The sequence below is a fragment of the Haladaptatus sp. AB618 genome (genome assembly GCF_024136965.1).
GTDB lineage: Archaea > Halobacteriota > Halobacteria > Halobacteriales > Haladaptataceae > Haladaptatus.
This window is the reverse complement of sequence record NZ_JAMYJX010000001.1, coordinates 895,807-922,295: the sequence shown is the minus strand read 5'-3', so window position 1 is coordinate 922,295 and position 26,489 is coordinate 895,807. Positions and strand designations below refer to the sequence as shown.

Annotated in this window: 30 protein-coding genes and 1 pseudogene; 18 read left to right on the top strand and 13 right to left on the bottom strand. The window is 62.2% G+C overall.

Going from position 1 to position 26,489, the window contains the following annotated elements; translation table 11 throughout:
- Positions 1-16: 16 nt before the first annotated feature.
- The 4 genes from NKF26_RS04935 to NKF26_RS04920 form a co-directional block, all read right to left on the bottom strand.
- Entirely contained in the window at positions 17-820 is an 804-nt protein-coding gene (locus NKF26_RS04935) for an archaeal proteasome endopeptidase complex subunit alpha (RefSeq protein WP_253227126.1), read from the bottom strand.
- Positions 817-1,443, bottom strand: a complete 627-nt coding sequence (locus tag NKF26_RS04930; protein ID WP_253227125.1) for a proteasome subunit beta — start codon at positions 1,441-1,443, stop codon at positions 817-819. Before NKF26_RS04930 ends, NKF26_RS04935 begins: the two co-directional genes overlap by 4 nt.
- 48 nt (positions 1,444-1,491) lie before the next feature.
- On the bottom strand, positions 1,492-1,716 hold the full coding sequence (locus tag NKF26_RS04925) for a hypothetical protein (protein WP_253227124.1): 225 nt from the start codon (positions 1,714-1,716) through the stop codon (positions 1,492-1,494).
- A gap of 226 nt (positions 1,717-1,942) precedes the next feature.
- Positions 1,943-2,650, bottom strand: a complete 708-nt coding sequence (locus NKF26_RS04920) for a helix-turn-helix domain-containing protein (RefSeq protein ID WP_253227123.1) — start codon at positions 2,648-2,650, stop codon at positions 1,943-1,945.
- A gap of 280 nt (positions 2,651-2,930) precedes the next feature.
- Between NKF26_RS04920 and NKF26_RS04915 the strand changes: the two genes are divergently transcribed.
- Together NKF26_RS04915 and NKF26_RS04910 are read left to right on the top strand one after the other, a co-directional pair.
- Positions 2,931-3,542 carry a metal-dependent hydrolase gene (locus NKF26_RS04915; RefSeq protein WP_253227122.1) on the top strand — a complete coding sequence of 204 codons (612 nt, stop codon included), beginning with the start codon at positions 2,931-2,933 and terminating at the stop codon, positions 3,540-3,542.
- Positions 3,543-3,566: 24 nt separating this feature from the next.
- A complete protein-coding gene (locus tag NKF26_RS04910) occupies positions 3,567-4,052 on the top strand; it encodes a GNAT family N-acetyltransferase (RefSeq protein WP_253227121.1) in 486 nt (161 codons plus the stop codon).
- A 58-nt stretch (positions 4,053-4,110) separates the two neighbouring features.
- On the opposite strand, the gene NKF26_RS04905 is transcribed toward NKF26_RS04910, so the two are convergent.
- Positions 4,111-4,590 carry a dual specificity protein phosphatase family protein gene (locus NKF26_RS04905; RefSeq protein WP_253227120.1) on the bottom strand — a complete coding sequence of 160 codons (480 nt, stop codon included), beginning with the start codon at positions 4,588-4,590 and terminating at the stop codon, positions 4,111-4,113.
- 66 nt (positions 4,591-4,656) lie between these two features.
- Between NKF26_RS04905 and NKF26_RS04900 the strand changes: the two genes are divergently transcribed.
- The 3 genes from NKF26_RS04900 to NKF26_RS04890 all read left to right on the top strand — a co-directional run bounded on the left by NKF26_RS04900 (position 4,657) and on the right by NKF26_RS04890 (position 5,809).
- On the top strand, positions 4,657-5,031 hold the full coding sequence (locus NKF26_RS04900; RefSeq protein ID WP_190303725.1) for a cyclic nucleotide-binding/CBS domain-containing protein: 375 nt from the start codon (positions 4,657-4,659) through the stop codon (positions 5,029-5,031).
- Positions 5,032-5,109: 78 nt separating this feature from the next.
- Complete coding sequence (locus NKF26_RS04895; RefSeq protein ID WP_253227118.1) at positions 5,110-5,574, top strand: DUF5804 family protein; 465 nt, start codon at positions 5,110-5,112, stop codon at positions 5,572-5,574.
- Between the two features lie 76 nt (positions 5,575-5,650).
- Positions 5,651-5,809, top strand: a complete 159-nt coding sequence (locus tag NKF26_RS04890) for a hypothetical protein (protein WP_253227117.1) — start codon at positions 5,651-5,653, stop codon at positions 5,807-5,809.
- Between the two features lie 226 nt (positions 5,810-6,035).
- On the opposite strand, the gene NKF26_RS04885 is transcribed toward NKF26_RS04890, so the two are convergent.
- Entirely contained in the window at positions 6,036-7,118 is a 1,083-nt protein-coding gene (locus NKF26_RS04885; RefSeq protein ID WP_253227116.1) for a PLP-dependent cysteine synthase family protein, read from the bottom strand.
- A 98-nt stretch (positions 7,119-7,216) separates the two neighbouring features.
- Between NKF26_RS04885 and NKF26_RS04880 the strand changes: the two genes are divergently transcribed.
- Positions 7,217-7,588, top strand: coding sequence for a thioredoxin family protein (locus tag NKF26_RS04880; protein WP_253227115.1), 372 nt, complete (start codon positions 7,217-7,219; stop codon positions 7,586-7,588).
- A 27-nt stretch (positions 7,589-7,615) separates the two neighbouring features.
- Here NKF26_RS04880 and NKF26_RS04875 read toward each other — a convergent pair whose 3' ends face one another.
- The 3 genes from NKF26_RS04875 to NKF26_RS04865 form a co-directional block, all read right to left on the bottom strand.
- Entirely contained in the window at positions 7,616-9,760 is a 2,145-nt protein-coding gene (locus NKF26_RS04875) for a thioredoxin domain-containing protein (RefSeq protein ID WP_253234043.1), read from the bottom strand.
- A gap of 369 nt (positions 9,761-10,129) precedes the next feature.
- Positions 10,130-12,385: an NADP-dependent malic enzyme gene (locus NKF26_RS04870; protein ID WP_253227113.1), complete on the bottom strand. Its 2,256-nt coding sequence runs from the start codon at positions 12,383-12,385 to the stop codon at positions 10,130-10,132.
- A 74-nt stretch (positions 12,386-12,459) separates the two neighbouring features.
- On the bottom strand, positions 12,460-13,572 hold the full coding sequence (locus NKF26_RS04865) for a Xaa-Pro peptidase family protein (protein WP_253227112.1): 1,113 nt from the start codon (positions 13,570-13,572) through the stop codon (positions 12,460-12,462).
- A gap of 424 nt (positions 13,573-13,996) precedes the next feature.
- Here NKF26_RS04865 and NKF26_RS04860 point away from each other — a divergent pair, with 424 nt between their 5' ends.
- From NKF26_RS04860 to NKF26_RS04840, 5 genes and pseudogenes are all read left to right on the top strand, one after another.
- Positions 13,997-14,476, top strand: a complete 480-nt coding sequence (locus NKF26_RS04860; protein WP_253227111.1) for a COX15/CtaA family protein — start codon at positions 13,997-13,999, stop codon at positions 14,474-14,476.
- A gap of 94 nt (positions 14,477-14,570) precedes the next feature.
- Positions 14,571-15,401 carry a transporter substrate-binding domain-containing protein gene (locus tag NKF26_RS04855; RefSeq protein WP_253234042.1) on the top strand — a complete coding sequence of 277 codons (831 nt, stop codon included), beginning with the start codon at positions 14,571-14,573 and terminating at the stop codon, positions 15,399-15,401.
- Between the two features lie 17 nt (positions 15,402-15,418).
- Positions 15,419-16,249, top strand: a complete 831-nt coding sequence (locus NKF26_RS04850; protein WP_253234041.1) for an amino acid ABC transporter permease — start codon at positions 15,419-15,421, stop codon at positions 16,247-16,249.
- A 56-nt stretch (positions 16,250-16,305) separates the two neighbouring features.
- Positions 16,306-17,039: pseudogene (locus NKF26_RS04845) on the top strand (amino acid ABC transporter ATP-binding protein).
- Positions 17,040-17,117: 78 nt separating this feature from the next.
- Positions 17,118-18,833, top strand: a complete 1,716-nt coding sequence (locus NKF26_RS04840; RefSeq protein WP_253234040.1) for a Na+/H+ antiporter NhaC family protein — start codon at positions 17,118-17,120, stop codon at positions 18,831-18,833.
- A 144-nt stretch (positions 18,834-18,977) separates the two neighbouring features.
- Here NKF26_RS04840 and NKF26_RS04835 read toward each other — a convergent pair whose 3' ends face one another.
- On the bottom strand, positions 18,978-20,456 hold the full coding sequence (locus NKF26_RS04835) for a replication factor C large subunit (protein ID WP_253227107.1): 1,479 nt from the start codon (positions 20,454-20,456) through the stop codon (positions 18,978-18,980).
- Between the two features lie 167 nt (positions 20,457-20,623).
- Here NKF26_RS04835 and NKF26_RS04830 point away from each other — a divergent pair, with 167 nt between their 5' ends.
- A complete protein-coding gene (locus NKF26_RS04830) occupies positions 20,624-20,770 on the top strand; it encodes a hypothetical protein (protein ID WP_253227106.1) in 147 nt (48 codons plus the stop codon).
- A gap of 62 nt (positions 20,771-20,832) precedes the next feature.
- Here NKF26_RS04830 and NKF26_RS04825 read toward each other — a convergent pair whose 3' ends face one another.
- The gene (locus NKF26_RS04825) at positions 20,833-21,720 is read right to left on the bottom strand and encodes a PhzF family phenazine biosynthesis protein (RefSeq protein WP_253234039.1); all 888 of its coding nucleotides are present in this window, start codon (positions 21,718-21,720) and stop codon (positions 20,833-20,835) included.
- Between the two features lie 172 nt (positions 21,721-21,892).
- Between NKF26_RS04825 and NKF26_RS04820 the strand changes: the two genes are divergently transcribed.
- Entirely contained in the window at positions 21,893-22,342 is a 450-nt protein-coding gene (locus NKF26_RS04820) for a pyridoxamine 5'-phosphate oxidase family protein (protein ID WP_253227105.1), read from the top strand.
- Between the two features lie 65 nt (positions 22,343-22,407).
- On the opposite strand, the gene NKF26_RS04815 is transcribed toward NKF26_RS04820, so the two are convergent.
- Complete coding sequence (locus NKF26_RS04815; RefSeq protein WP_253234038.1) at positions 22,408-22,671, bottom strand: HalOD1 output domain-containing protein; 264 nt, start codon at positions 22,669-22,671, stop codon at positions 22,408-22,410.
- 102 nt (positions 22,672-22,773) lie between these two features.
- Positions 22,774-23,499 carry a bacterio-opsin activator domain-containing protein gene (locus NKF26_RS04810; RefSeq protein ID WP_253234037.1) on the bottom strand — a complete coding sequence of 242 codons (726 nt, stop codon included), beginning with the start codon at positions 23,497-23,499 and terminating at the stop codon, positions 22,774-22,776.
- Positions 23,500-23,645: 146 nt separating this feature from the next.
- On the opposite strand from NKF26_RS04810, the gene NKF26_RS04805 reads away from it, so the two are divergent.
- The 5 genes from NKF26_RS04805 to cyaB all read left to right on the top strand — a co-directional run bounded on the left by NKF26_RS04805 (position 23,646) and on the right by cyaB (position 26,381).
- Complete coding sequence (locus NKF26_RS04805; RefSeq protein WP_253227102.1) at positions 23,646-24,239, top strand: GNAT family N-acetyltransferase; 594 nt, start codon at positions 23,646-23,648, stop codon at positions 24,237-24,239.
- Positions 24,240-24,245: 6 nt separating this feature from the next.
- Positions 24,246-24,854: a GNAT family N-acetyltransferase gene (locus tag NKF26_RS04800; protein WP_253227101.1), complete on the top strand. Its 609-nt coding sequence runs from the start codon at positions 24,246-24,248 to the stop codon at positions 24,852-24,854.
- Entirely contained in the window at positions 24,851-25,084 is a 234-nt protein-coding gene (locus NKF26_RS04795) for a flagella cluster protein (RefSeq protein ID WP_253227100.1), read from the top strand. Before NKF26_RS04800 ends, NKF26_RS04795 begins: the two co-directional genes overlap by 4 nt.
- Before the next feature lie 19 nt (positions 25,085-25,103).
- On the top strand, positions 25,104-25,649 hold the full coding sequence (locus NKF26_RS04790; protein WP_253227099.1) for a GNAT family N-acetyltransferase: 546 nt from the start codon (positions 25,104-25,106) through the stop codon (positions 25,647-25,649).
- 177 nt (positions 25,650-25,826) lie between these two features.
- Positions 25,827-26,381 carry a class IV adenylate cyclase gene (gene cyaB, locus NKF26_RS04785; protein WP_253227098.1) on the top strand — a complete coding sequence of 185 codons (555 nt, stop codon included), beginning with the start codon at positions 25,827-25,829 and terminating at the stop codon, positions 26,379-26,381.
- The last annotated feature ends 108 nt before the right edge of the window (positions 26,382-26,489 follow it).

Here is a 26,489-nt window from a genome sequence, read left to right as displayed (position 1 = left end):
GAATTCCGAACTGCCGTTACGACGCCTGTTCGTCCAGTAGGTCCAACGACTCCAGCGTGTCTCGACGCTCCTCGATGCCGAGCGCCTGGTAGGTCGGTGCGACCGTCGCCACGTCCACTTCCTCGGGCGAGAGGCCACCTTCTTCGGATTCCGCGAGCGCCGACAGCGCGAGTTCGATGCCGGATTGAATCGAACCTTGCGGGTCGTAGTTGGCTTCGAGGTACTCCCGAACCGTCCCGTCTTCCGCGCCGATGGCGGTCGCCTGCCACTCGTAGAACGTCCCCGACGGGTCGGTCTCGAACAGTCGTGGTTGGGGCGGTTCGTCCTCGCTGGTAGTCGGTTCGACGCCGTCTCGCGGGCCAGGCCCGCTCGACGAGTTCGTCGAACGTGGGTCGACGCCACCAATCAGCAGTGCCGCGCCGAACGGCCGCGCGCCGCCCTGTTGGGTGAACTCCTGCACGTGATCGACCATGGCCTTCGTAAACGGGTCGGTCCCCATCGGTTCGCCGTAGCGCAGGCGGTCGGTCTGGGCGCGGCGGCGGCCGAAGTCCACGAGTCGGCGGGCGTCGGCGACGTGACCCGCGCTGGCGACGCCGATGTGGTCGTCGATCTTGTGAAGCTTTTCGATGGCCGTCGCCTCCATCAGCGGCGACCGGACGGCCTTCTTCGCCGCCAGAACGACGCCGTCCCGTGCGCGGACGCCGACGCTGACGCTTCCCCGGCGAACCGCCTCGCGGGCGTACTCCACCTGATAGAGGCGGCCGTCGGGCGAGAAGATGTTCGTGCCCCGGTCGTAGGCCTGCTGTTGTCCGCCGTTCATGCTGCCACCTCCGTGACCTCCGCGAACTCGTCGTAGGTCCGGATTTCGACGCCGTCACCCGTAACCGTGGCAATCGTCACGCCGTTGCCGCTGGCGGTGTCGCGCTGGACGGCGCTTTCGACGGCGTTGGCCGCGACGCGCCGTGCGCCTTCGAGGGAGAGGTCGGGGTCGTACTCGCGTTCGAGGACGCCGTAGGCTAGTTGCATTCCGCTTCCGGCGGCGATGTAGTCGTCTTCCATGACGCCGCCCGCACCGTCGAGGCTGTAGATGTGCGCCCCGGTCGCATCGACGCCGCCGAGCGTCGGTTGCCCGCCGCGGTAGGGACCGTTGCGAAAGAGGTTCCCGGCGAGCGTCGAGAGCGCAGCCATGTCGATGGGATGGTCGCGACGCGTCTCGTACAGGGAGGCTTCGGCGCGAAGCGTGCGGATGAAGGCCTGCAAATCGCCGACGCCACCGGCCATCGTCAACGCTGCCGTCGGGAGAATAGTCTGCACTTTCTGCACGTTCTTGTTGGAGACGAAGCGACCGCCGAGGCTGGCCCGGCGGTCCGCGGCGAGGAGGACGCCCTCGTCGGTCGTCAACGCAACCGTCGTCGTACCGGTCTTCACTATGGTATCGGACATGGTGAAACGAAAGGCCGGAGAGCGGAAAAGTGTTAGCTAAAATATATTTTAGCTCGTGTCAGGTAACTCCCATTCGACCATGTCGTTGACGTCACCCGAGAGCGGTCCTTCGACGAGCGTCCGGAACGCGCCACGCCCCGCGATGGTTCGGAGGTGAGTCACGAACTCGCGCCACTCGGCGGCACAGTCGGTGTGTAGCTGCCATCCCCTATCGTCGGGACGATGTTCGGGCGGGCGGCGGTCGGGCGGTGCGATTCGAACGGAATTGGACATATATTCGATACCTTCTGTACACCACGGACACGTCGAACTACAACCATCGTCCCCGTGCCGTGATTTCTCCACACTCATTAATCCAATCAGACACATCTGATATGGTTCAATTATGGCCTTCACCACGCCACCCTTTATTATGTCACGAAGTAGGTACAGTCGGATTCGATACGATTCGGAATGGTTCGGAACGGTTCGGGATGAGTCGAAATCATCCGACCGTTCGTTACGGGGCGAAGTCGCGCATGGCGTCCAACATGGTCTCCTTCTCGCAGTTCGTGACGGCGAGCGAAAAGCCGTCCAGTTGGGCCATCTTCGGCGCGTAATCCCACAACTCGTCCGCGTCGATGCCGTGGAGGACGACGGCGTTCGGCGTCGGCGTGACGACGCGCATGGCGACCAGCGGCGATTCCCCGCGCGTGACGTTCGTGAAGACGAGCGCGCGGTTCGTGCTCTGCCCGTACAGTCGGTAGAACTCCTCGCTGGAGAGGCGGGTGATGGCTTCGATACTGTCGATGACGGTGTGGCCCGTGATGCTCGACGTCGTCCCCGACGCGAGTTCCGTCGCGTTGATTTCGTCGTAGAAGTCGGCGAGCGGGATGCTCGTCGGGTATTCGCGCAAATCGTTGACGATACTGCTGTCGAATCCCGCCGACAGGACGCGGGCGTACTGTCGGATACGGTCACCGCCGCGACGTTCGTCGATGTCGAGCAGTGCCGTGACGGTGCGGCGGACGACGCCGATACCCGGATTCTCGCGCCGCCCGCTCTCGTAATCGGAGATGACCGACGACGAGACGTCGAGATGGTCGGCGAGTGCGGTCTGGGACACGTCGAAGTCGGTGCGCCACTTGCGAAGCGTCGCTCCGGGGTCGTCACTCAGCGTTATCTCGCCCGCGATCTGCTCGGCGAGCGTCCGGCGCGCGTTTGTCATATTTTGGCATGAGAGTGAGCTTCGGAAAAGGGTATCGAAACCAGCATTCGACGAGCGTCGAAGGGGAGATGACGGAAGACGAATCGTCCGCCGCGAAACGCCGTCACGATCGAGTAGTGCGGCGTAGGCGGAAGCGCTCCGAGACCCATTGCAGAAATCAGTTACACTCGACCAATCAGCGACAGTGCCCCCGACCTAGCTGTCCCATTCGAAAGTATGCTTCCCCTACGGCGACGGTTCCCACCGCACTACTTTCCGCGATGCGCTCGTTCATCGCCCGATGCCATCGACGGTGGTACACGTCGCGGTGGGGGCCTTACTCGCCACGTCGCTGCTTGCCGAACACTTCGACACGCGGGCGGCCGTGGTGGTGCTCGCTGCCGCCGCGTTCCCCGACCTCGACACGCTGCTGGGACTGTGGGTCCAGGGGGGACATCGAGCGATCCTTCACACTCTCCTCCTCCCGACAGCGATCGGAATCGTCCTGCTCGCCGACCTCGTCGGGGAGAACAGAATCGAACAGCGATGGGGACCGTACGGCGTTCGCGTCGCGTGGGTCGCGCTCGTCGCTTACGTCGGCGCGGGGATCGGACTCGACCTGTTCACGAACGGCGTGAACGTCTTTTACCCGATCCACGATCAGTTCTACAGCGTCTCCGGAAAGCTCAGTTTCTCGAACAAGCACGGAATCATCGACACGTTCCTCCAACCGGAAACCCACGGAACGACGCACACGACTCACTACGATACCGGCTTCGACCTCGCGCAGGGACCCGACCCGAGCAACGAGGAGCGGATGTTCCCCATCGTCCGAAGCGGACGGCAGTTGCTCCTCGGCGCGATGAGTTTCGGCATCCTCGGCTTTCGAATCTGGGAATCACGTAAGAAGTAAGCCCCTATCACACCCACAGGGGGTATGGAAATTCGACCGTACGAACCGAGCGATGCCGACGAATTTTGGGCGCTGAAACGGGCGTTCGAACTCGGTCTCGGGAGCGGAACCGGCGGCGACGACAAGGCCGACCTGTACGAGGGGAAACTGACCGACGAGTACCGCGAGCGCTACCTCGACTGGGTCGAGTGGTGCGTAAATCGGGACGAACGCTGTGTGACGGTCGCCGACGCGGGCGACGAACTGGCGGGCTACGTCTTCGTCCTCCCGGACGAACTGGCGTTCATCTGGGACGCCGCCATCCTGAACGAGGTCTTCGTCCGCCCGGACCATCGCGGAACGGGCGTCGCCGACGAGTTGATGGACGCCGCCGTCGCGCTCGCCGACGACCAGAACCTCCCGCTCGACCGCCTCGTCCTCGATGTGGACCGCGAAAACGACCGCGCCGGGGCGTTCTACGAGCGCCACGGGTTCGACCACTGGGGAGAGATGGTCGCAAAAGAGTTGTAGTCGCTACCGTCGCACGCAGAGCGACGTCCGCGCGAGCAGTCGAAATCGAACGACGCGGCTACGGGTTCGCCGCGAGGTAGATCACCGCCAACTCGTGGAGTGCGGGGTTGGGCATCGCGTACGGTCTGGCCTCCTGGACGAGGGCGAGTGCGTCGTGAAACCGTCGATCCTCTTCGGCGGCGAGCGTGGTTGCGACGAGCGTGGAACTGCGTGAAACCCCCGCCTTACAGTGAATCAGTAGGGAGCCGTCCGCTCGATACAGTCGGCGCGCGGCGTCCACCGCCGATTCGAACGCGGACCACTCGTTTCCCGTCCCGTCGATGAGCGGATGGTGGTGAGTCGTCAGCGGATGTTTTTCGGTGGACGCCGAGAGGACGTGGTCGAACTCCCGGTCGTGGTAGTCGGGGCGCGCCGCGAACCGGTTTCCGAGGTACAGATTCCGGTCGCCGAGGCGACGGATCACCGCCCGGTCTTCGACGTACCCCACGGGGCGAACGAGCAGTTCGGGTGCGTTTTCGTCGTCGTCCTTCCCGGACATTTCGTTCGTTGTTTCCCCCTCGTAGCGGGAAAACAACAATGGTCCCTCGCCACATCTATGGGGTGGATGAGCAATAACGACAGAAAACAAGTCAGAGATATGATGTCGACGCCGCTGATGACGGTATCGAAGGATGCGACGATCACCGAGGCCGCGAAGGTGATGCGCGACAACGAAATCAGCGCGCTCGTGGTGACGACCTCCCCCCGAGCGATCATCAGCAGCTCCGACGTGCTCGAAGTCGCTGCTGACGGTCTGGATCCCACGCAAGTAACGGTCGGGGACGTGATGACGACGGACGTCGAGACTGTCACGCCCGACCTCTACATGGAGGAAGTCGCCGCGATGATGACCACGTACGGAATCAAGCACCTCCCCGTCGTCGATGACGAGTACGTTGGGATGGTCTCGTCCACCGACGTGACCACCCTTCTCTCCTGAACGTCGTCCACACCGAAACTCGATTTCGGGTTCGGTGGAAGACGAAATCGCTTTAGTTCGCCGCTGCCACCGAAAACTGTGACCCGTGTCCTGCTCGTCGGTTCGGAGGAAGTCGAATTGCGCGCCGAACTGTTCTCCAGGGAGACGGCGCGCGACGCGCTCGGGACCTACCAACTCCGCGAACCGTATCGCAACTGCCTCGAACTGGAGACCATCAGCGTCGGCTCGGCGACATCGCTGTTGAACGACCTGAACTGGTATCTGGTTCGGTTCGTGGACGAGGCGCTCGTGCTCGACCCGAGCGTGAGCGACGAGGAGTGGCTCTCCCGAAAGCTCGCCGCTCGGGTGCGCGACCGCGAAGTCGAACCGGTCGAAACGGACCCGCTCCTGAAGGTGTACGGCGTCGTGGAGGACGAGTTCGGCGCTGAACTCGTCGAACCGATGTACGTCGCCCGAACCGTCGATGGCGTCCCCGAATACGATCTGCGCGACGTGGACGACACCGTGGTCGTCCGCGTGACCGAAGAAGAGTTTCGCTCGTAGAAGAACGCCGATCGAACCGATCCTGACATCGACATCCGGGTTTTACACGTTTCTCGACGCGCGGATAGGAGTTCGTGTGAGTTCAAGGATGCACGCTCGATCCGACTCGAACATCGCATCTACCCCGACGAAGAGCAGACAGGCGGTGATGGATGGCTCGATGAGCCTCGCAACTGCAATGCGGTACCTCCAAAACTACGTCGCGGTACTTGTCGAAGCCCGGGAGAGCGAATAGTCGGGAGAACGACTAGGGGTGGGGAGTGGGCGAGTACTGTGGGGGGACCGAGTTGGGTGCGTCAGCAAGACCATTGGGAGGCATGAGTCACTCGTGTCCGAACCCAATTCGACACAGGAGGTCCGACCTAAAAACGGCGGACCATCGTTCTCAGTTTGTGAAAACGGTGCAGTAGCGTACGATGTCGGTGGTGAGTAGATAGAAGACAGTGGCGCGGGACGATACCTCAGTCGAACATCCCGGTCGAGAGATAGCGTTCGCCGCTGTCGGGGAAGATGGTGACGACGAGCGGGCAGTCGTCGTAGTCGACGCCACCGTCGGATTCCATCCGACGTATCGTCGATCGATCATCGACGCCACCGTCAGACTCCTTCTGACCTACCGTCGATCGATCATCGACGCCACCGTCAGACCTCGCTTTTTTGCTTCCTTCGTCCATCGCCTCCTGCCACTCCTCCGGGACTTCGGGGCAGTTGAGGTCGGGTTGGGCGAGGCGCTCGGCGACCCGGTAGGACGCGATGCTCGCCGCGCCGCTGGACTGGCCGACGAGGATACCCTCCTCGCGGACGAGTCGGCGACATTCGTCCTCGGCGGCCTCCAGCGGGACTCGCTCGACCGAATCGAGCAGGTCGGTGTCGAGCAACTCGCTCACGAATCCCGGACCCATCCCCTGATACTCGTCCTCGCCGGGTTCGCCGGTCGAGAGGACGGGGTTACGGTCGGGTTCGACGGCGACGACTTCCATCTCCGGATACTCCTCCTTGAGGCGCGAGGCGGTTCCGGTGATCGTTCCGCCCGTGCCCACACCTGCGACGAAGGCGTCGATTTCGCGGCCATCCACCTGCTCGATGATTTCCTCGGCCGTCGTTCGATAGTGGGCGTCCGCGTTTGCCGCGTTCTCGAACTGACCGAGTTGTATCGCGTCGCCGGATTCCGTGAGTTCGTTCGCGCGCGCTTTCGCGGATTCCATGTTGCCATCGACGAGTTCGAGGTCGGCGCCGTAGGCCTTGAGCAGTTGTCTGCGCTCGGGCGACTTCGAAGCGGGCATGACGATGGTCAGATCGTAGCCGCGGGCCGCACAGACGACAGCCAGACCGATTCCCGTGTTGCCGCTGGTGGGTTCGACGATTCGGTCGCCGGGATGGAGTTCGCCCGCGCGTTCCGCGGCCTCGATCATCGCCAGCGCCGGGCGGTCCTTCGCGGACCCCCCAGGGTTGAACGATTCGAGTTTCGCGGCGACGGTCGCACCCTCGGGTGAGCGGACGTGGACGAGTGGCGATCCTACCGCGTCGAGGATGGAGGATTTCATGATCCACGGTACGAATTCCACGCCTAAACACCTACTGGACACCGGCAGGCAGTGCCGGAAGCGAGAATCCTTATTCGCGTTCGCCCCCATGCTCGCCTATGGAATCGACAGTACCGAACCCCGACTGGAATGCGAGCGAGCACAGCGAGACGATAGACGCCTTCGAATCCGGTGCCGGTGAACTCGTCTATCGCGTCTGGGGTGCCGACTGGTGTGGCGACTGCCGGTCGCGCCTCCCGGACTTCTTCGCCGCGCTGGACGCGGCGGGCATCGAAGAGGACAGGATTCACGTCTACGAGGTCGACGACGACAAGAACGGCGAACTCACCGAGGAGTACGACGTGACGCTCATTCCGACGGTCGTGGTGGAACGCGCGGACGAAGAAGTCGCCCGCTTCGAGGAGAAAGAAGACGTCCCCGCCGCCGACTATCTCGCCCGCGAACTGCTCGCGAGCGACGCGTTGGCCTGATCCCGCGACGACTCCGTTTCTATACCGTCACTCCGGCGCGAGGTCGTCGGCCCACTCCAGTCCCGCGTCGATGTCCGTCACGGGCGGCGAGCATGTGAACGACCGACAGACGTACAGCGTCGGTTCCGCCTCCGAGCCTCGATCCGCCCAAATCGGCGGCACTTCGTCCAGTTCCAATTTCTCACACCACTCAGCCACCCCGTCCGCCGTCGGCGGTCTGCGAGTCAGGATTCGCGTCGGGAGATACGTTTCGGCGAGTCGGTCGTGCCACTCCTCGGGGAGTTCGTCGCCCGCGACCGTCAGTTCCAGCGATCCGGTCGCGTTGCGGTCCGCGGCGAGCGCCAGCGTCGCGTACTGGAACGGGTTCGATTCGATGGTTCGGGCGTGCGTTTCGAGGACCGCCTCCGGAATCCCCGCGAAGGCCTCGTCGGGCGCGAACTCCGAGAGGACGGCCAACGTGTCGGTCGCCACGCCGAGGCTGGACGGCGTGGACTGATCGGCAAGTTCCTGCGGGCGAGCGACCAGTCGCTCGCCGCTCTCGGGGGTGAAATACAGCGTTCCCTGCTCTTCGTCCCAGAACTCGCGCTCGATGGCGCGCGCGAGGTCGAGGGCGAAGCCGAGATGGTCCGGGTTCCCGGTCGTCTCGTACAGCGCGAACGCGCCGCGGGCGAGGAATGCGTAATCTTCGAGGTAGCCGTCGATGGCCACATCGTCGTCCTTGAATCTCCGGGACAGTTTCCCTTCGGACTCGTCCCACAGGTGCTCGCGCACGAAGTCCAGCGCCTCCGCCGCGCGGTCGGCGTAACGGTCGTCGAGGACGAAGCCCGCTTCCGCGAGTGCGGTGATCAACAGGCCGTTCCACCCAGCCAAAATCTTCTCGTCGCGGGGCGGCCGGGGCCGGTTCTCCCGGAACTCGAACATCGACTGGCGAGCGTCTTCGAGCAGGGTCCCGACTTCCTCCTCCGATAACTCGTACTTCTCGGCCAGTTCGGGGACACCCATCCGCAACGTGAGGACCGTCCGACCCTCGAAGTTGCCCGACCGGGAAATGCCGTAGCGCTCGCAGACGATGTCGGCCCTCGTCTCGGCGTCGATTTCGGTATCGCTATCTTCGGCGTTGACGGCCTCGAACACCTCGCTCGGCGTCCAAACGTAGAACTCACCCTCCACGTCCTCGCCGTCCTCGTTTTCGCTCCGGGCGTCGAGCGTGCTGTAGTAGCCGCCGTCCGGGTGGCGCATCTCGCGGCCGAGGAACTCGAACGTCTCGCGGACGACCTGCGCGTAGCGTTCGTCACCCGTGAGTTGATAGCCCGCGAGGAACGCGCGCGGCAGTTCCGCGTTGTCGTACAGCATCTTCTCGAAGTGGGGCACCGTCCACTTGCGGTCGGTCGCGTAGCGGTGGAACCCGCCGCCGACGTGGTCGTACATCCCTCCGTTCGCCATCGCGTCCAGCGTTTCGACGGCCACGTCGCGGTACTGTTCCCCGCCGAGTCGGTCGTCGGCACGGAGGAGCAACTCGATGCGCGCCGGTTGCGGGAACTTCGGTCCCCCCTGCCCGAATCCACCGTGCTCGCGGTCCGCGCTGCGAATCGTCTGGGAGGCCGCGCTGGAGAGCAGTTCCGGGCCGGGGGCGTCGTCCGCGTCGGGCGTCGATTCCAGTTCACTCTCGATGGCGCTCGTCCACTGCTCCCCCCGGTTTTTCATCTCCTCGGGGTTCTCCTGCCACGTGTTTCTGACGTTTTCGAGCAACTCGATGAACCCCGGACGGCCTTGCCGGGAGCGCTTCGGGAAGTACGTCCCGACGTAGAACGGCTTGCCCTCCGGCGTCAGCCACGCCGACAGCGGCCACCCGCCGCCGCCCGTCACCTGCTGGCAGATGCTCATGTAGATCGCGTCGATGTCCGGGCGCTCCTCCCGGTCCACCTTGATCGGCACGAAGTTCTCGTTCAGCAGTTTCGCCACCTCCTCGTCCTCGAAACTCTCCTCGGCCATCACGTGACACCAGTGGCAGGCCGAGTAGCCAATCGAGAGGAAGATGGGGACGTTGCGCTCCTTGGCCGCCTCCAGCGCGGCGTCGTCCCACGGTTGCCAGTTCACCGGGTTGTCGGCGTGCTGGCGGAGATACGGACTTTCCTCCTCGTCCAGTCGATTTCGCTCGGTGGGTGCGGTCATAGTTGTGGGTGAGTGGATTCAGAGAGGTAAAGATGGGGATTCGACGGAGACAGGTTGTGAAAAGTGAACGAACTTCGAACGCCCCTACCCGCTCGCTATGAGACGATTTTTGTTGTTTTGCGATTACAGTTACTGGGAAGAAGACTGTCTCGAAAGCCCTCGCCCGCTCGCGCTTGTTCAGTCGTCTCGGCGACCTCTCTCGTCGAGGCAGGCGGTTATGCCGAGGCGAGATGTCGCTGAGCGACTGCGAACGAACGGGGCTTTCGAAATCTTCCTCGTAACTGCTGTTATCGCACCAGCAGAACCAAACGCCTCACTTCGTCGTGAAATTCCTCAAAAAACAGCCAAATCGAGCGTTATTCGCGTTTCTTACTCCTTCTGCGCGTCCACGACAGCCACGCCAGCCAGGTTCACGATGTCCTTGACTTCGTCGCCGCGCTGGAGGACGTGGACAGGTTTGTCCATGCCGACGAGCATCGGGCCGATGGCCTCCGCGCCGCCGAGGCGCTGGAGGAGTTTGTAGCCGATGTTACCCGCTTCGAGGTTGGGGAAGACGAGGACGTTCGCGGGTTCATCCAGTTCCGAGAACTCGTAGGTACCGTTGAGTATCTCCTCGACGACGGCCGTGTCGGCCTGCATCTCGCCATCGACGGGGAAGTCCACGTCGGGGTCGTTGCGCAGGATCTTGGAGGCGTCACGCGGTTTGCGCGTTCCCTCGTTGTTCACGCTGCCGAAGTTGGAGTACGAGAGCAGCGCGGCCCGGGGTTCGACGTTGAACCGACGGGCGAGTTTGGCGGTCTGCTTCGTGACCTCGGCCAGCACATCCTCGTCGGGTGCCTGATTCACCGTCGTGTCGGCACAGAACACGACCCGGTTCTTGAACGTGAGCATGTACACACCGGCGGCGTACTCCACGTCCGGCGCAGTGCTGATGACCTGGAGGGGCGGGCGCAGTGCGGACGGGTAGTGGTGGGTCAGCCCCGTCAGCATGGCGTCGGCGTCGCCCTGTTCGACCATCACGCTGCCGAAGTAGTTCGAATCCTTCTCGATGAGTTCGCCCGCCTCGTTCCGAGTGACGCCCTTCCGCCCGCGCAGTTCGTACAGTCGGTCGGCGTAGTCGTCGTAGTCGCCGTTCTCGGGGTCCGCGACTTCGGGTTCGAAGTCGAGACCGAGGTCCTCGACGTTCGCCTCGATTTCCTCGCGGTCGCCGATGAGAACGGGGTTGGCGATACCCTCCTCGCGCATCTGGTAGGCGGCGCGGATCATCTTCCTGTCCGTGCCTTCCGAGAGCGCGACGCATTTGGGGTCGCTTTTGGCCTTGTTCAGGACCACACGCATCATCTCGCGGGACTTGCCGAGGCGCGCTTCGAGCGTCTCGACGTACTCGTCGACGTCGAGTTCGCTGCGGGCCACGCCGGTTTCCATGGCCGCTTCCGCGACTGCGGGTGCGACCTCGAACAGCACGCGCGGGTCGAGCGGTTTCGGGATGATGTAATCCGGGCCGAACTGAAGCGGTTGGTCGCCGTAGGCTTTGACGACGGCGTCCGGAACGTCCTTCTTGGCCAGTTCCGCCAGCGCGCGTGCGGCGGCGACTTTCATCCCCTCGTTGATGTCGCTCGCGCGCACGTCGAGCGCGCCGCGGAAGATGAACGGGAATCCGAGCACGTTGTTGACCATGTTCGGGTAGTCCGAACGGCCGGTCGCCACGATGACCGTGTCGTCGCGGGCGTTCTTGGCATCCTCGTAGCCGATTTCCGGGTCCGGGTTGGCCATGGCGAAGACGAACGGGTTGTCGGCCATCGAACGCACCATGTCCTGGCTGACGATGCCGCCGACCGAGAGGCCGACGAACATGTCCGCACCCTCCATCGCACTCGCGAGGTCGCCGCCGGGGATGTCGCGGGCGAATTCGGTCTTGAACTCGTTCACGTCGCCCTTCTGGACGCGGTTCTCCGTGATGATGCCCGTGGAGTCACACATGATGATGTTCTCCTTCTTCGCCCCGAGCGAGACGTAAAATCGGGCCGAAGCGATGGCGCTCGCGCCAGCGCCGGAGAAGACTATCTTCAGGTCTTCCAGGTTCTTGTCCGTGATCTCTGCGGCGTTGATGAGGGCGGCCCCGCTGATGATGGCGGTGCCGTGCTGGTCGTCGTGGAAGACGGGGATGTCCATCTCCTCGCGCAGGCGCTCCTCGATTTCGAAGCACTCGGGCGCTTTGATGTCCTCCAGGTTGATGCCCCCGAACGTGGGTTCCATCGCGCTCACGGTTCGAACGATGTCGCCGGGGTTCTGCTGATCGAGTTCGATGTCGAACACGTCGATGTCGGCGAATCGTTTGAACAGAACGCCCTTCCCTTCCATCACGGGTTTCGACGCCTGTGCGCCGATGTCACCGAGACCGAGAACGGCACTGCCGTTCGAGACGACCCCGACGAGGTTCCCCTTCGCGGTGTAGGAGTACGCATCCCCCGCGTCGTCCGCTATCGCCTCACACGGCGCGGCGACGCCGGGGGAGTAGGCGAGACTCAGGTCACGTTGTGTGTTCGTCGGCTTCGTCGTCGAAATCTCTATCTTTCCCGGCGGGTCGCTCCGGTGGTAATCGAGTGAATCCTCGTCAAGTCCCATGCCGGATACTGTTTCTACCCGCGTGTAAAAAGCTATCCGTCTGCGTCGAAATCATCCTTCGACATTTGTCGAACTCAGAGTTCGAGGATGGATGGGCGCGGCAGCGTCACGTCGTCGTCGAGTGCAATCACGGCTTCCGTCGGCCAGTCGCCCGTCTGCGTGAGGATTTCGATCCGGTCCTCGTCGACCAAGGCGGTGTCCTCGCTCTTTGCCCCCTGCACCGTCGGGTTCCAAGCGTACGCCATCGGCAGTCGAATTACGTCGTCCGTCGTTGGTGTCGCGATCCACTCACGTCCGGCGTACCCCGCCGCGCCGCCCTGGTGGTGGTACTCCCACTCGCCCGGATAGCCGACGCGGTCGTAGGCGTCCTGAATCGCCGCGAACACGTCCTTCGCCCGTCCGTCCCTTCTTCCACTCCCCTCGCTTCCTCCGACTGCTTCCGTCCCAAACCGCTGTGTTGCGGCGAGTGCCGTCGTCTCGACCGTCGCCGCCGCCTCGTGTCGCTCCGCCAGCCACTCCGGCGCATCGAACGCGACGGTGCGGGTACAACTCGCGTGTAGCCCCGCCCGTTCCGCCGTCACGGAGACGTGTGCATAGTCCCCCAACTTCGCCTCGGTCGGCGTGTAGTGGCGATACTTCTGTGCGCGTTCACTCCCGCCGACGAGCGCCACCGGCGTCTCGATGTCGCGCGCGTCGAGCGCGCCGCGGACCGCCGAGACGATTTCCCGTTCGGTATCGTCCGGATCCAGCTTCCGGCAGATGGCTTCGACTGCGGCGGCGGTCTCGGTGCCCAGTTGCCGATACGCGTCGGCGTCCTCGTCGGTGAGCGGTTGTCGAAGCGGCGAGGCGTCGACCGATTCGAAGCCCGGCACGTCGAAGTCGGCGGCGGCGGGCGTCTCGGCGTGCTCCGCCACTGCATCCGCCAACGACGATTCGTACCAGGGGTACTCGGTGACGGGCATCCCGTCCGGCAGTTCCTCGTCCCGAAGGCGGGTTCCTTCGATGGAATTGGTGACGACGCGGAACGTATCGCCGTCGTAGCCGACGGCGGCGACGCCGACGTCGCCCTCACGGTCGATGACGTTGTCGCCGCCCGTGAGCCACGCGAACGAGTTCGGACGCGCGAACCAGACGGATTCGATATCGCGCTCGGCAAGGAGGCTGTCGAGACGGTCTCGTTTGGTCATGGTTCCCTTATTGCGAGCGGCCTCCTTCAAACACCTGCTTGAGTCCACTGTTGCCGTCTTCTCGACAGTATTTTTCCACAAAACTTATTATTGATTTACAGAAAGGTGAAGAAGCCAACCCAGTCCTGCCCGCTGGTGGTATCACAGCTGTGTGGTCCCGGCTGAACTCGCTCCGCCCCCACAACCAACCCCCGTCTTTCCGACACTTCTTCCGGCTTTCCCAACACATGCCCTCCTTTTCCGATGTTCTCTCTCCCCGCCCTCCGGTTCCATTCCGTCTTCCGATTCCTTCCCCGCCCTCCGGTTCCATTTCGTTCGGCTCTCACTCTCCGGGAAAGTCGGACAGACCTAAGTACGGTCCTTCCCAAATCCCGAGAAAGGGGATCAGTATGATAGGAGAAAACCGACCCGAGGTGTGTAACTAATGGGGACCCGATTTCGGCGTTTCGCCGCCGTCACGACAGTACTGACGTTCGTACTCATTCTGCTCGGCGTGTACACCGCCGCGATGGGTGCGGGTCTCTCGTGTGGTCAACAGTGGCCGTTCTGTGACGGTGGGCTGATTCCACAGACGTTCCCGAGTTTCATCGAATGGTTCCACCGACTCGTGGCGATGGTGACCGGATTTTTCATCCTGGGAACCACCGTCGGCGCGTGGAGATACTACGAGAGCACCCGTATCCGGGCCGCCGCGACCCTCGCGTTGGTCGTCCTTCCGGTGCAGGTACTCCTCGGCGGGGCAACCGTCCTGATCTACGGTCCGGCCGTCCTCGTGGCCCATCACGCCACCGCGTTGCTGATATTCGCGGCGCTGTTGGCGACGACGCTGTGGGCCTACGAGGAACCAGACCGGGCCACGACGTCCGCGACGGATTCACCCGGCGCATATCCGTCTGACGACTAACATATCACCGCGGAAATTTTATCGAACTGCCGCTAGAAACCGATAGTAGCTTTCTATACGCTGTTTGACTATGTAGTATCGGGGGAGAACCACAATGCACAGACGGACCTTTCTCAGGGGGAGCGGCGGAGCTATCGCTGGCCTGACGTTCGCGGGCAACGCGAGCGCACAGGGCGGCACCATCAGAATCGGCTCCGACATCCCGTATCGACCGTTCGAATACCGAACCGCAACCGGGGAACTCATCGGCTTCGACGTGGACATCGCAAACGCGATTTTCAAGCAACAACTCGGGGACAACTACGAGTTCGTCCAGACGAGCTTCGACACCATCATCCCGAGCCTGAACAACGGAAACTTCCGCGTCATCATGAGCGCGATGACCATCACGCCGGAACGAGCGAAGCAGGTAGATTTCTCGGACCCGTACTTCACGGCGTACCAGACCGTCCTCGTCCTGAAAAACAGCGGCATCACGAGCGTACAGGATTTGAAGGGACAGACGGTCGCCGTCCAGAAGGGGACGACCGGCGAGGCTGCCGCCCAGAAGCTGAAAAAGCAGTTCAACGGCAACCTCACCATCGACAGCTACGACCAGATTCCGGACGCGTTCTCCGCGCTGGGGAACAATCAGGCCGCGGCAGTCATCAACGACAACACGGTCAATCAGGCGTTCGCACAGCAGAACGACCAAGTCACCTTGTTACAGGGGAAGGGCGCGGCTGAGCGGCAGGGGAAGAAGAACGCACCGCCGTACCTCACGCTCACCGTCGAGGACTACGGAATCGCGTTCCGGAAGAACGACGACAAACTCAGAAAGCAGGTCAACGGGGCGCTTTCGACCATTCGGAAGAACGGTACGTACGATAAACTGTACAACAAGTACTTCCAGACCTCGGGTTCGGGAGGCTCGACCAGCGGCTAAGTGCCGCGGGAGTCCTCATGGCGGAGACATACACCGAACGCGGAATCGAGCAACCGACTGAAGGCGAGGAAAAGTGGCTGACCGACCGCCGGGTCAAAGTGCTCGGCATCGCCGTCGCGGGTATCTTCACCCTCGGCGTGCTGTTCTTTCTGCTGTTGATCCTCACGCAGTTCGTCGACTACCAACTGCTCGTGACGATCCTGCCGCAGTTCATCGACGCGCTGATCCTCGTGTTACAGATCATCGTCATCTCGGCCGTTCTCTCGCTCATCTTCGGCGTGCTGGTCGGGTTGGGTCGCGTCTCACAGACGGGGTTCACACAACGCATCGCCACGCTGTACGTCGAGTTCTTCCGCGGGACGCCGCTTCTGTTCCAGTTGTTCGTCGTCTACCTCGGGATTCCGGCGCTCTGGGCAAACGGGCAGTTCCCGCTCAAGAACTGGAGTTTCGCCGCGGCCATCATCGGCCTCACGCTGAACCACACCGCCTACATCGGCGAGGCGGTCAAAGGCGGCATCAACTCCGTCTCCGGCGGGCAGTCGGAGGCCGCGCGGTCGCTTGGCATGTCGTACATCGATTCGATGCGCTACGTCATCCTGCCACAGGCGTGGCGGAACGCGCTCGCGGCCATCGGCAACGACCTCGTCATCCTCGTCAAGGACACCTCGCTGCTGACGGTGCTGGCGATTCCGGAACTCATCAGCGTCTTCCGGAACGTCAACAGCGCGACGTTCGACGCGTGGACGCCCATCGTCGTGGTGTCCGTCGCCTACCTCGTCATCACGGTACCGCTCGGCAAAACCGTCCGGACGTTGGAGTCGCGCTCGATGTGGGGGTCCGAACGATGAGCCTTCCCGAGGACGAGGACGGTGCGATGGACAGTCGTGAGCGAGCGGACACCACGATGAACGTCCCCGAGGTCGAGTTCGACGGCGTTGACAAGTACTTCGGCGATCTGCACGTGCTCAAGGACGTGTCCCTCTCCGTCGATGACGGGGAAGTGGTCGTCATCATCGGGCCGAGCGGGAGCGGAAAATCGACCCTGCTTCGGTGTACGAACCGCTTGGAGGAGATTCAGGGCGGCGAAATCAGACTCGAAGGCGAACCCATCTCCGACCCGGACGTGGACGTGAACAGCCTCCGCCAGCACACCGGGATGGTGTTCCAGAGCTTCAACCTCTTCCCGCACAAGACGGCGCTCGAAAACGTCGCGCTCGGCCCGATGGTCGTCAAGGGGTTCGAGGAGGACGAAGCGGAAAAATGGGCGAAGGCCATGCTGGACCGCGTCGGCCTTTCGGACCAAGCCGAGAAGTATCCCAATCAACTTTCGGGCGGCCAACAACAGCGCGTCGCCATCGCCCGCGCGTTGGCGATGGACCCGCACGTCATGCTGTTCGACGAGGTGACGAGCGCGCTCGACCCCGAACTCGTCGGCGAGGTGCTCGAAGTGATGCGCAACCTGGCCGAGGAGGGGATGACGATGCTCGTCTCACCCACGAGATGGGCTTCGCCCGCGAAGTGGGCGACAGGGTGGTCCTGATGTCCGAGGGTCGCATCGTGGAATCCGGAAAACCGGCGGATTTCTTCGCCCATCCCGAAACCGAGCGTGCGAAGCGATTTCTCGAACGCGTTCACTGACGGGTAGGTTTTTGTTGGTGATCCGTTGGTTTTGCAACCGCCCAAAACCCATTTATTCGACTGGTCGGGAACAATGGTATGGATACGATTCATGCGGGCGTCTGGTCCGTGATTCCGGCACTGGTCGCCATCAGCCTCGCGTGGTATTCACGCGACGCGATCATCGGGCTGTTCGCCGGAATCGCCAGCGCTGGCGTGGTTTACGGTGCGTTGAAGCCGGAGTCTGCGGGCGTTCCGAAGCATTTCATGGGTGACGTCCTGATTCCGAAAACGTCGCTTTTGCATACGTCGTTCGGCCCGATAACGGCGGGAAACGTTCTCGGCGGGATATTCGGCCTGAAACACGTCCCGACGATAATGGCCACTTCGCCGATGTTCTCGGACTCGTGGTACGTCGAGAACGTCCTGCTGGCGATTTTCGCCATCGGCGGGGTGATCGGGTTGATGATCCGGTCCGGCGCGCTTCGTGGCGTCCTCGAAGCCCTCACCGCACGGACCGATTCACCCGCTGACGCGGAGAAGGCGGCGTTCCTCGCGGGGATCATCATCCACATCGACGACTACTTCAACTGTCTGGTGGTCGGGTCGATGATGCGCCCGCTGACGGACAAGTACAACGTCTCGCGGGCCAAACTCGCCTACTACGTCGATTCCGCTGGCAGTCCCGCCGCCCGGCTCGCCTTTTACTCGACGTGGGGCGCGGCGCTCATCGGGTTCATCGGGAAGGCGCTCGTCACCGCACAGAAACAGGACAAACTCCCCGACGGGATGAGCCAGTACGTCGCCGGACAGGGCGACAAGGCCCACGCCGTGACGAATCAAATCTGGCCGCTGTTTTTCAACAGCATCTTCTTCGGTTTCTACTCGTGGGCCGCGCTCATCATCGCCGGACTCGTCGCGTGGCAGGTCGTCCCCAACATCATGGGCATGGGGGACGAGGAGTCGCGGGCGCGCAACGGCGGCGGCGTCGTCGGCGACGACCACGAACCGATGATTTCCGACGAGATAGACGAGTACGAGATGTCGGACACCGCAACGCCCGACTGGCGAAACTTCGCTATCCCCATCGTGACGATGATTATCGTCGGCCTGAGCGCGATGTTCTGGCGTGGGAGTCCGGTCATCCAAGCGCCGCACATGAACACCCTGTTCTCGCTCGGCGGCTATCACCTCGTGCTCCCCGGCAGCGGGAAGTGGTCGTTCAACATCGGCGGCGTCCAACTCGGCCTCGCCTCGTTCTCGGCGCTCGTCGTCGCGTTCATCCTCTACCGCGTGAAGGGCGACATCCCGAGCAACAAGGACGCGACGGAGGCGATGACGCGCGGGTTCAAGGGCATCCTGCTCGCGGCGGTCATCCTGATGTTCGCCAGTTCCATCCAGAACGCCGTCTCCCTGCTCGACATCTCCTCGTTCGTCACCAACAACTTCTCCGGCGTGCCGCCGCAACTAGTCCCCGTCTCGCTGTTCCTCATCACCAGCATGGTGAGTTTCTCCGACGGCAGTTCGTGGTCCACCTACGGCATCATGTTCCCCATCGCCATCCCCATCGCGTTCACCACTGGCGCGAACCTCCCGCTCGTCATGGGCGCGGTGTTCAGCGGCGGCATCTTCGGCGACCACAGTTCGCCGATCAGCGACACCACCGTTCTCGCCTCCTCGACCAGCGGCAGCGACCACCTCGTCCACGTCCGGACACAGATTCCGTACGCCGTCCTCTGTGCGACCATTGCGGCAGTGCTGTTCCTCACCCTCGGGTTCTTCCTCCCCGGGAGCTTCCGCATCTTCCCGTACTGAGACGGGCAGCTTTCATTCCTCGTTCCGATCGGTGTACTATGATACCATCAGAACACGAATATAGTCAGAATGCTATTATAGTTAGAACACAAACATATTCGGGATGCGAATATAACCAGAATACGAACATCGTCGTGATGTTCGTTACAGGAAGTCGCCGAGTCCGGACTGTCCGTCGCCGGATTCGGGAGCGTCCGTCGGTTCGGGTTCCGCCGCCGACTCCTGCGGTTCGGGGTCTGAACCATCTCCCTTAGCGTCCTCGTCCCCGTCCCCCTGCACGGATTCGGCATCGTCCGACACCGAATCCGACGCGAAGCCCTCGAAGGCCCCACCCGAATGTTCGATGGCGAGTTCGTGCTTTCGTTCCTCGGCGTCGGCCACGATTTTCTCGACCTTGTTCGTCGTCTTCCCGCTCCCCGTGATGAACGAGACGTGCTTTTCCTCCAAATCGTAGCGCGCCGCCATCGTCACGGTCAACTCCCGGTTCTTGCAGTGATGAGTCATCTCGGAGAGGAACGGAATGACTTCGCGGCGGGCCGTGCTCATGCTGATGCCGCTCTCCTCGGCTATCTTCCGGGCGATGTAATCCCGCGTGTCGCGCTTGCCGCGCGAACTGCCGAGCTTTCGCCAGTAACTCGGCGGGCCATAGCGCGTCCATCCGCCCTTCTTTCCATTTCTGGCGACGGCCACCCCGGCGGTCATATTGTCGCCCGCGTAGCGCCAGTACTTGTAGTTCTGCGTGGCCCGCACCCGTCCGAGCCAGCGGTCCGCGTTGGCCATGTAGCCGTAGGCGTCCGCGAGTTCCTGTCCCTCGTAATCCTTCGGCAGGTTGTCCTCGATCCAGTTCAGCATGTTATCGGGCGTCTCGTCCACATCGTAGGACGCCTTCAGCGCACCCTCGGCGTCCTGTTTCTTGATCAGGTCGTCGAGGAAGTCGAAGATGCCGCTGGTCGTGTCGCGCTCGCCCGTTACCACGTCCTCGCGCATTAGCCGTCCGCCAGTAGTGGCGACCGCTTGCAGGTCGTTCACCGCGGAGCGCAGGTCGCCGCTGTCGTTCTGTGCGATGGCATCGAGCGCGTCGTCGTCGTACTCGATATCCTCCTGTCGGCAGATGTCCCGAAGCGCGGGGACGATGCTTCGGGCCGACACGTCGCGGAACTCGATGGTTTCACAGGCGTTTCGAAGCGAGTTCGACATGTCGTAGAACTCGTTCGCGATGAGGACGAGCGGTTGGTTCGCCGATTTCACCACGTCCGTGATGGCCCGCGAGCCACCGCGGTCGGCGTTGTGTGTCAGGTTGTCCGCCTCGTCCATGATGACGATTCGTCGCCCCGACACGCCGCCGGTGAGGGTACCGCTCTTCGCCGCCTCGCCCGCGATGCGTTTGACGACGTCGCCGGTCCGCTGGTCGCTGGCGTTCAGTTCGATGGTCGGCCAGCCCATGTCGTTCGCCAGCGCGTGGGCCGCCGAAGTCTTCCCGACGCCGGGGCTACCGTGGAGGATGACGGCATCCCCGTGATTCTCCCACGTCTCGGCCCATTCTCGCAGTTGGTCACGGGCCTTGTTGTTCCCCCGGACCTCCGAAAGCGTGGTCGGGCGATACTTCTCCGTCCAGTCTACCATTGAAGGAGTGTAGGGATGTAGGCCGTTTAGTGATTGCGGAGCGCGGTCCGATGGAGTCCGGGACTACGGAACCGTCCGCTTCACACGACGGTCGAACGACGATACAATCTATCTGAACCATGGTCGATTTGGAACAACTAGATGAATCTGTTTTCAACTAGCTCTCGATGGCCGGAACGAACGCTCGAATCGGACGGTTGCTCACCGACGAATTCGGGGAGTGTTGTGACGCGGACGTCGAACGGGTCCGTGATATCCGGGACGAGATCGAACGGCGCGCTGTTGAACTGTTCGACGAAGTAACGGCAAAATAACGGCGAGCGGACGAACGGACGAATGGAAGGACCACAGTTTCGACGGTATTCCGGTAGATTCGCTACAACAACCGTCCTTCGGCGACCGGAATCACTCGGCCCCCGACCTCCACGTCGATGACATCGTCCGCTCTCGACGCGCGGAGGTGGAGGAGCGAAGGGCGACCCATCTCGTACCCTTGTTCGACTCGAACGTCGATTTCGCTCGTATCGAAGTACTCGTGTTCGACCAGCCACGCCGCCAGACAGCCGTTCGAGGAGCCAGTCGCGGGGTCCTCCGGAATGCCAGCGTAGTCGGCGAACACTCGCGCGTGGATGTCGTTTTCGTCCTCGGTTTCGGGCGCGAAGAGGACGATGTTGTGACCGCCGTACGGTTCGATGAACTCCTCGTAGTACGGGTCGTGATTCGTCTCCGCCCGCCGAACCGCTTCGAGCGACCGAAGCGGGACGACGAGCGTCGGCAAACCGGTCGAAACGATCTGGACGGGGAACGTGTCGTCCACGTCGCTCACTTCCAGACCGAGAACCTTCGCAGCGAGGGAGTGCGGGACGGTTTCCCCGAACGTCGGTGGTACTTGGTTCATCCAGAACAATTCGTTGCCATCCTCGTCGCGCTCGACGTGGACGGGGATTTGCCCGACACCGAGGTTGAGCGTGAGTTCGTCGGGGTGGTCGTCGCGGACGAACTCGCGGACCACGAACGCCGTTCCGAGCGTTGGATGACCGGCGAACGGGATCTCCTCCGCGGGATCGAAGATACGCACGTCGTACCCGCCGTCCCTCGTTTCCGACGAATCGATGAACGTCGCCTCGGAGAAGTTCGTCTCGCGAGTGATCTCCAGCATCTCGTCTCCCGTCATCGACGCCGTATCGTGGACGACAGCGAGTTGATTGCCCGCGTACTTTTCCTGTGCGAAGACGTCCACCACGTGAAATCGGTTGCCCGCCATACGTAGCCGTCTCCGTGATGAAAGAAAGCGGTTCCCATCAGTATTCCCCCAGTTCTCGGTGTTCCCTCTGTTCGTTCCACGATCCATGGGTTTCGACCGGCGTGATCATCCACCTTTTTCGACCGGCGTGACCACCCACCTTTTTCGACCAGCGCGACGTATCTCGGTTGCCATGGGGGACATCGAATCCGTCCGAATGGACGACGAAGAGCGGGACGAATTTCTCACCAGTGGGGGAACGGGTGTCATCTCGTTTCCGACGGGTATTGACGAATCGCCGTACTCGATACCGGTGTCGTACGGCTACGACCCGACCGACGTCCACTTCTATTTCCGGCTCGCGGTCGAGAAAGGCGGCGAGCGCGACGAAGTCATCGACCGCCCGGTTACGTTCGTCACCTACGACCACACTGACGATGGCTGGCGGAGCGTCGTCGTGAGGGGAGAGTTGGACGAAGTGGCGGAAGCGGACATCACTTCGGAGGTGGTGCAGGGGGTGCAACGGGTCGATATTCCGCTCGTCGACCTGTTCGAACGCGATTCGCGCGAAGTGACGTTCGAGTTCTTCCACCTCCATCCGACGGAGATAACCAGTCGAAAGGAAGCGACTACGGAGGGATAGAGAACGACGGCAGCCATCGATATCGATAGCTCCGTATGACCGGTGAGAAACTCGAAGCGTGTCCGTCAGGATTCCTGTCGGACGTGAACTGTGCTGTCGCTCTCGACGGTTACCCGGTACCCTGCGAACGAAAACGAGAGTTCGAGGTCGGCAGCGTTACTCCTGACGACTGCGTTGAGAGCATCGGGGTCGAGGAAGTCGTACAGCGGTGGCAGTTCGGTTACCTGCACGTCCGCTCGATTTGCGACGGCGAGCACAACGCGCTGGGTTATCGGCTCTCCTGGATGCGATCCGTTCGTCGCTTCGTGGGGTGAGTTCGTGGTATGCATCGTTGGAAATGATCGACCGAAGTAGCTCGTATCGAGTCGGTCGTCGTATCCGTTCCTGAGGAACGACGCCACCTGACCGCGTCGCCTCTCTCGAAAGGTTCGCTAGGGGATATCATTTAGCACATTCGCCTCCGTATCTTCATCCGGTTCGAACATGGCAGTGAGCAATTTCCCCAATCCAGTCCAGAGGTGTTGACTGAAAGTCGGCTGTGAGACGTTCATCTTCGCTGCACATTCCGTCGCGGTACTCTCCCGCGGCCACATCAGATACCCTTCGCGTGTCGCGATTTCCACTGCCCGCAACTGCTTGTCGGTCAACTCCGCCGTGAGATGTGCGTTTTGTGCTCGGTTCGAGAGAGCGGGAATGGTCCGCCCGAGCGTCCGTTTGGAGAGGAGTTGGGCGTCATCGTATCGGTCGAAAAAGCGGTTTACGACCCGCCGGACATCTCCATTGGGCGAAACGTCCGCGACGATGCGAGCGTGGCCGCTCTTGGCAGTCGCTTCACGCACCATCGCACCGGTATCCGCCAACGTCGCCGTGACACACGAGTCAGTGACGATGAACTCCATCAGCGTCGTGTTAGGGTGTTCACTCACGACGCGTGCATCGCGCACCGACGGGAGGTCATCGGCGATATGGAGAACCATCTCGGGTCGTGCACCGTGAACGGTGAAAAACTCGAGCATGTTTCCGTCCTCCCGATGAACTGCACCCTCAGCGACGAGTCCGCAGTCCGCTCGCTCGGACAAAGCGACGAAAAAGCATCGCTCGTCGTGAAACGAGAAAACCAATTCGACGCTTCCCGCCGGTGATCGTTGGTTCACCATCTAGTTCCGTTATGAGTTGAACACGATTATGCACTCTGTGTCTCTAGTGAACACCCATCATGGTACTCGTGTCGCCCTCGGATTGCCATGTCAGGAATTGTCATTCACTCAGTAAACTTTTGTCCGCCTGCCGTCTCGTCAGAGGTATGTTTCCCGAGGAACTCGAAACCGACCGCCTCCGGTTGGAGGCGATCACACACGACCGTGTGGATACTTTCGATCTCTACCGACACACGGCACACGACGCCCCCGATATCGAGGAGATCACCGAACATCTCTCGTGGACGCCGCACACGACGCCGAAGGAGACGAAGGAGTTCATCGATATGTCGGAGAAGAACCGCGCCGAAGCGGCCGGTTCGGAGTACATCATCCGACCCAAAGAGGGCGAGGACGGCGCGGGAGAAATCGCCGGGACGACCGGCCTGAACGTCAAGTGGGAAACGAGAACCGGAAGTCTCGGCCTGTGGCTCCGCAAGCCGTTCTGGGGGCGGGGCTACTCCGGCGAACGCGCGTCGGCGCTGATGGAACTCGCGTTCGACCGCCTCGATCTCGAACTCGTCGCGGTCGAACATCTCGCGGGGAACGAGAAGTCACGCCGCGCCATCGAGAAGTACGTGGAAGCGCATGGCGGGCAGTACGACGGCATCCTCCGGAACCGGCACCCCGACGGCGACGTCGTCCGCGACGCACATCGGTTCACGGTGTCGCGGGAACAGTGGGCCGAAAGCCGGGAGTGACGGATCGTGTCACATCTCTTCTCCGAACGTCTCGAAACCGAGCGACTCGTGCTCGAAAAAGTCTGTCCCGAGAACGTCACGACCCACGAACTGTACGACCTCTTCTCGGGTCAGGAAACGAGCGACGTATTCGAACACGTTCCGCAGTCGCCGTATCGATCGTTGGACGAACCGAGGGAGATGATAGAGAACGCCGCCGAGAGTTGGAGGGACGGAGCGATCGCCTCGTACGCGGTCCGCCCGAGCGATGGGGAACCGGATGCAGGTGCGCTGGCCGGAACGGCGCTATTGTATCCGGAGTGGGAGAAACGAAGCGCCCGCCTCGGACTCATTCTTGGCAAGCGATTCTGGGGACGAGGGTACTCCGGCGAACGCGCGTCGGCGCTGATGGCGATGGCGTTCGACCGTCTCGGCCTCGAACTCGTATCGGTGAGCCACAACGCCGGGAACACGAAATCCCGGCGCGCCATCGAGAAGTACGTCGAACGGTTCGGTGGGGAACACGACTGCCTGCTTCGAAATTGGGTTCCGATGGACGACGAAGTGAACGACGTCCACCGCTACACCATCACGCGAGAACAGTGGAAAGCGAGCCGTGAGGAGGACGAATCGTGACCGAGCGGTTCGACGAGCACGCGATTCGCCACCGCCTGAAATTGAAGAAAGATGCCGGACACAGTTCCCTGTTCGAAAATCGGGATTCCGTGGCGTGTTCGGTCTGTGGCGAACCGTTTTCGGAGGTGTTCGTCACGGAAGAGCGGGGGCACAGTTTTCAACCGACCGGGTCGATGCGTTTCTGCATCCTCCGCGACGACGATCGAACCTGCATGTTCACCCACGAATAATATGTGCCACGAGTAATCCATGCCGGGAGCACGAATCACGGACGGTGATCGAGTCACGCTTCGGACGGTAGAGGAGGAGGACGTTCCGTTCGTTCAGCGTGCACTGGCGAACCCCGAACTCCGCTACCCGATGGGAAATCCGGTCATGAATCGGGACGAGGTTTCGAAACTTCACGAGGATGACGGTGCGGATCGGTTCCTCGTCTGCGTGAATGGAGAGGATGGGGAGGGTGGGGAAGCGGACGAGGTGCGGCGAATCGGCCAAGTGAACGTGATGGACGCCGACTACAAACGCCCCGAACTCGGCTACTGGCTCGTCCCGGCGGTGCAGGGCAACGGCTACGGGAAGGAGTCCGTCTCGCTCGTTCTCGACTACGTTTTCCGGAAGTACGACACACCCGCCATGGGCGCGGAGGCGTACGACTTCAACGAGGCGTCCCGCGGCCTGCTCGAATCGCTCGGCTTTGTGGAGGAAGGTCGCCGCCGTCAGTACATGTTCGTGGACGGCGAACACCGCGATATGGTACAGTACGGACTGCTCCGGGAGGAGTGGCGGGACAGCTGACGGGTGTGACGGTGGCCGGGTGTGACGGTGGACGGGCGTGACGGTGGCCGGGTGTGACGGTGGACGGGCGTGACGGTGGCCGGGTATGACGGTGAAAGGAAATCGAGAAAGGCTGGGAACGGAGAGAGCCGAGCGTCCGTCGTGTATCTTTTCAACCCCCCGCTCCTCCCTCCGACCATGTACGAAGTCGAAGTGAAGGTACGAGCCGACCACGCGGCGGTTCGAGAACGGTTGGACGACCTCGATGCCCACTCCGTCGGCGTGGTCACGCAGGAGGACTTCTACTACGACGCGCCCCACCGTGACTTCGCGGAGACGGACGAAGCGCTCCGTATTCGCCGTGAAGCCGACGACGACGATGCGGTGGAGGTCGTGACGTACAAAGGCCCGCTGGTGGAAGAGGAGTCGAAGACGCGCAAGGAACACGAAACCGTCATCGGCAACGGTGACACGGTGGATGAACTGCTCTCGGCGCTCGGATTCGAATCGGCCGCAACCGTCCACAAAGAGCGGGAACGGTACGAACTCGACGGCTACGTCGTCAGCCTCGACGCCGTAACCGGACTCGGGGAGTTCGTAGAAGTCGAGACGGAAACGGACGAGGAGGGAGACATCGAATCCGCCCGTGTGGGTGCCTACGACGTACTTCGTGAGTTGGGGTTGGACCCGGAGGAGCAGATTCGAACGTCGTATCTCGGATTGCTACTCGAAGGGAAGACGGGTGATGAGTAGCGAATGAACAGCGGGAGAACAGCGAGTGAAAGAAAGAGTTACTGTGGGATGGGTAATCACCACTCGAAAATGAGTAACAGTAATCAAATCGGGGAAATGCGTTTCCGC

Coding starts and splice junctions, on each gene's coding strand:
- NKF26_RS04830 (WP_253227106.1), top strand. CDS start 20,624: ATGGCCGGAACGAACGCTCGAATCGGACGGTTGCTCACCGACGAATTC.
- NKF26_RS04935 (WP_253227126.1), bottom strand. CDS start 820: ATGAACGGCGGACAACAGCAGGCCTACGACCGGGGCACGAACATCTTC.
- NKF26_RS04910 (WP_253227121.1), top strand. CDS start 3,567: ATGGAAATTCGACCGTACGAACCGAGCGATGCCGACGAATTTTGGGCG.
- NKF26_RS04820 (WP_253227105.1), top strand. CDS start 21,893: ATGGGGGACATCGAATCCGTCCGAATGGACGACGAAGAGCGGGACGAA.
- NKF26_RS04905 (WP_253227120.1), bottom strand. CDS start 4,590: ATGTCCGGGAAGGACGACGACGAAAACGCACCCGAACTGCTCGTTCGC.
- cyaB (WP_253227098.1), top strand. CDS start 25,827: ATGTACGAAGTCGAAGTGAAGGTACGAGCCGACCACGCGGCGGTTCGA.
- NKF26_RS04880 (WP_253227115.1), top strand. CDS start 7,217: ATGGAATCGACAGTACCGAACCCCGACTGGAATGCGAGCGAGCACAGC.
- NKF26_RS04875 (WP_253234043.1), bottom strand. CDS start 9,760: ATGACCGCACCCACCGAGCGAAATCGACTGGACGAGGAGGAAAGTCCG.
- NKF26_RS04815 (WP_253234038.1), bottom strand. CDS start 22,671: ATGCATACCACGAACTCACCCCACGAAGCGACGAACGGATCGCATCCA.
- NKF26_RS04865 (WP_253227112.1), bottom strand. CDS start 13,572: ATGACCAAACGAGACCGTCTCGACAGCCTCCTTGCCGAGCGCGATATC.
- NKF26_RS04810 (WP_253234037.1), bottom strand. CDS start 23,499: ATGGTGAACCAACGATCACCGGCGGGAAGCGTCGAATTGGTTTTCTCG.
- NKF26_RS04855 (WP_253234042.1), top strand. CDS start 14,571: ATGCACAGACGGACCTTTCTCAGGGGGAGCGGCGGAGCTATCGCTGGC.
- NKF26_RS04850 (WP_253234041.1), top strand. CDS start 15,419: ATGGCGGAGACATACACCGAACGCGGAATCGAGCAACCGACTGAAGGC.
- NKF26_RS04930 (WP_253227125.1), bottom strand. CDS start 1,443: ATGTCCGATACCATAGTGAAGACCGGTACGACGACGGTTGCGTTGACG.
- NKF26_RS04915 (WP_253227122.1), top strand. CDS start 2,931: ATGCCATCGACGGTGGTACACGTCGCGGTGGGGGCCTTACTCGCCACG.
- NKF26_RS04805 (WP_253227102.1), top strand. CDS start 23,646: ATGTTTCCCGAGGAACTCGAAACCGACCGCCTCCGGTTGGAGGCGATC.
- NKF26_RS04925 (WP_253227124.1), bottom strand. CDS start 1,716: ATGTCCAATTCCGTTCGAATCGCACCGCCCGACCGCCGCCCGCCCGAA.
- NKF26_RS04885 (WP_253227116.1), bottom strand. CDS start 7,118: ATGAAATCCTCCATCCTCGACGCGGTAGGATCGCCACTCGTCCACGTC.
- NKF26_RS04900 (WP_190303725.1), top strand. CDS start 4,657: ATGAGCAATAACGACAGAAAACAAGTCAGAGATATGATGTCGACGCCG.
- NKF26_RS04920 (WP_253227123.1), bottom strand. CDS start 2,650: ATGACAAACGCGCGCCGGACGCTCGCCGAGCAGATCGCGGGCGAGATA.
- NKF26_RS04840 (WP_253234040.1), top strand. CDS start 17,118: ATGGATACGATTCATGCGGGCGTCTGGTCCGTGATTCCGGCACTGGTC.
- NKF26_RS04790 (WP_253227099.1), top strand. CDS start 25,104: ATGCCGGGAGCACGAATCACGGACGGTGATCGAGTCACGCTTCGGACG.
- NKF26_RS04870 (WP_253227113.1), bottom strand. CDS start 12,385: ATGGGACTTGACGAGGATTCACTCGATTACCACCGGAGCGACCCGCCG.
- NKF26_RS04835 (WP_253227107.1), bottom strand. CDS start 20,456: ATGGTAGACTGGACGGAGAAGTATCGCCCGACCACGCTTTCGGAGGTC.
- NKF26_RS04860 (WP_253227111.1), top strand. CDS start 13,997: ATGGGGACCCGATTTCGGCGTTTCGCCGCCGTCACGACAGTACTGACG.
- NKF26_RS04825 (WP_253234039.1), bottom strand. CDS start 21,720: ATGGCGGGCAACCGATTTCACGTGGTGGACGTCTTCGCACAGGAAAAG.